The 2677-nt window shown below is 71.9% G+C and carries 2 protein-coding genes and 1 pseudogene; all 3 read right to left on the reverse strand.

The window, feature by feature from the left end; all coding sequences use genetic code 11:
• Positions 1 to 149: 149 nt before the first annotated feature.
• Positions 150 to 896 (reverse strand): 16S rRNA (uracil(1498)-N(3))-methyltransferase, encoded by a 747-nt coding sequence (locus BKN37_RS26740; protein ID WP_071030281.1) that lies wholly within the window; start codon positions 894 to 896, stop codon positions 150 to 152.
• A gap of 2 nt (positions 897 to 898) precedes the next feature.
• The gene (dnaJ, locus tag BKN37_RS26745) at positions 899 to 2041 is read right to left on the reverse strand and encodes a molecular chaperone DnaJ (protein ID WP_071030283.1); all 1143 of its coding nucleotides are present in this window, start codon (positions 2039 to 2041) and stop codon (positions 899 to 901) included.
• 56 nt (positions 2042 to 2097) lie between these two features.
• A pseudogene (locus BKN37_RS26750) lies at positions 2098 to 2677 on the reverse strand (heat-inducible transcriptional repressor HrcA); the annotation flags it as partial.

The raw sequence follows: 2677 nt of genomic DNA on the forward strand, positions 1-2677 counted from the left end.
GATCCACCCCAACGACCAGCCGGGCCGTGCCCACAGCGCGCCGGCGACCGGCGGTGCTGCTGAAATCGACGTCCAGATTGACCTATAGGCCCGTAACCGGCCGGTTTCGCAAAAAAAGACGTCGATCTCAGCAGCATGCCCGCGCCGCATCACCCCCAACGCGGCGTCAGCACCCCCAACGCACCCAACGCGACCGCGGCCGCGCTCGAGGTGCGCAGCACGGTCGGGCCCAGCCGGACCGCGAGCGCCCCCGCGTCGGTCAACGCCGCGAGCTCGTCGTCGGTGATCCCGCCTTCCGGGCCGACCACCAGCATCAGCTCCGTCGCCTGCGCCAGCGGCAGGTCAGCCAGCCGGTCGGTGGCCGAGGCGTCCAACACCAGCACCACCGCACCCGAGGCCACCCGGTCCCGGATCCGCTCGGCCAGCGCAGCGGTGGACACCACCCCGTCCACGGCCGGGATGTGGGCGCGGCACGACTGCGCGGCCGCCGCCCGTACCACCGCGCGCCAGCGGCGCAGCCCCTTGTCGACCCGGGCACCCTCCCAACGGGCCACGCAGCGCGCCGCGGCCCAGGCCAGGAACGCATCGGCGCCGGCCTCGGTGGCCAGTTCGATCGCCAACTCGGACCGGTCGGATTTGGGCAGCGCCTGCACCACCGTCACCGGCGGCGCGGCCGGGTCGTCGCGCCAGCGCCGCAACACCCGCGCCACCAATCCCCCGCGGTCGGCCTGTTCGACTTCGCAGCGGGCCAGCTGCCCGGCGCCGTCGCTGAACACCACCTGCTCACCGCGGCGAATGCGCCGCACGATGGTGGCGTGAAAGGCCTCTTCCTCGTCGCGAATGGCGGCCAGCCCCCCGACGTCGGGCAGGTCGTCGACGTAGAACAGGCCCGCCACCGTCAGCGTCCGGTGAACGTCTCGCGCAGCCGGCTGAACAGCCCGCTGCTGGCGGAGCTGTGCGTCGACCGGACCTCGGCGGTGTCGCGGCTGCGCCGGCTCTTCAGCTCGCGCAGCAATTCGGTGTCGCGGCCATCCAGCCGGTCGGGCACCACCACCTCGACGTGCACGTGCAAATCGCCGCGCACCCCGGAGCGCAGGTGCGGCATGCCGTGGCCGCGCAGCGTGATCACCGAGCCGGGCTGGGTGCCCGGCGCGACGGCGATCTCGGTGAGCCCGTCCAGGATGGCGTCCACCTTGACCGAGGTGCCCAGCGCCGCGTCGACCATCGGCACCGAGATGGTGCAGTGCAGGTCGTCGCCGTCGCGGACGAAGATGTCGTGGGCCTGCTCGTGCACCTCGACGTACAGGTCACCGGCCGGGCCACCGCCCGGGCCCACCTCGCCCTGGGCGGCCAGCCGGACCCGCATACCGTCGCCGACCCCGGCCGGGATCTTCACGCTGATCTCGCGGCGCGCCCGCACCCGGCCGTCGCCGCCGCACTGATAGCAGGGGTCGAGGATGACCTCGCCGACACCGCGGCACGTCGGGCACGGCCGCGACGTCATCACCTGCCCCAGCAGCGAGCGCTGGACGCTTTGCACCTCCCCGCGGCCCCCGCAGGTGTCGCAGGCCACCGGCTGGGAGTCGCCGTTGGTGCCGCGGCCCTGGCAGCGGTCGCACAGCACGGCGGTGTCCACGGTGACCTGCTTGGTCACCCCGGTGGCGCACTCGGTGAGGTCCAGCCGCATCCGCAGCAGCGAATCCGAGCCGGGCCGGACCCGGCCGACCGGTCCGCGCGAGGCGGTGCCGCCGCCGAAGAACGCCTCGAATACGTCGCCCAGGCCGCCGAAGCCGGCGAAGCCGCCGTTGCCGGCCGCGGCGGCGTTCTCCAGCGGGTCCCCGCCCAAATCGACGATGCGGCGCTTCTCGGGGTCGGACAGCACCTCGTAGGCGACGCTGATCTCCTGGAATTTCGCCTGCGCCGCCTCGTCGGGGTTGATGTCGGGATGCAGCTCACGCGCCAGTTTGCGGTAGGCGCGTTTGATCTCTGTATCGCTCGCGTTTCTGCCCACGCCGAGCAGCCCGTAATAGTCGCGTGCCACGCTTGACCTTTCCCACGCCGCGCCAGGCGGCTTCGTTCAACTCCCTGGATGCACGTTCATCGGGCACCCAGTACCTCGCCGATGTACAAAGCAACCGCAGCGACACTAGCGATAGTTCCCGGATAGTCCATGCGAGTGGGCCCCAGCACCCCCATCCCGCCGTAGATGGTGTCCGTCGACCCGTAGGCGGTCGACACCACCGAGGTGCCCACCATCTGCTCGGCCTCGGTCTCGTGGCCGATCCGCACGGTGACCTTGCCGGCCTCCTGCTGGGCGGCCAGCAGCCGCAGCACCACCACCTGCTCCTCCAGCGCCTCCAGGATGGAGCGCAGCGAACCCCCGAAGTCGGCGGTGTTGCGGGTCAGGTTGGCGGTGCCCCCCAGCAGCAAACGCTCGTCATTATGCTCCACCAGCGACTCCAGCAGCACCGTCGCCGCCCGGCCGACGGCGTCGCCCAACCCGCCGGTGCCGTCGAGTTGGCTGGCCAAATCCGCGACCGCCACCGAGGCGGCCGGCAGCTTCTTGCCCTCCAGCGCCTGGCCGAGCAGCTCACGCAGCTGGGACACCTGGTGGTCGTCGATGACGTCGCCGAGTTCGACGATGCGCTGATCCACCCGCCCGGAGTCGGTGATCACC

Origin of the sequence: Mycobacterium talmoniae, assembly GCF_001854525.1 — a bacterium.
In the GTDB taxonomy this organism is placed as follows: Bacteria; Actinomycetota; Actinomycetes; order Mycobacteriales; family Mycobacteriaceae; genus Mycobacterium; species Mycobacterium talmoniae.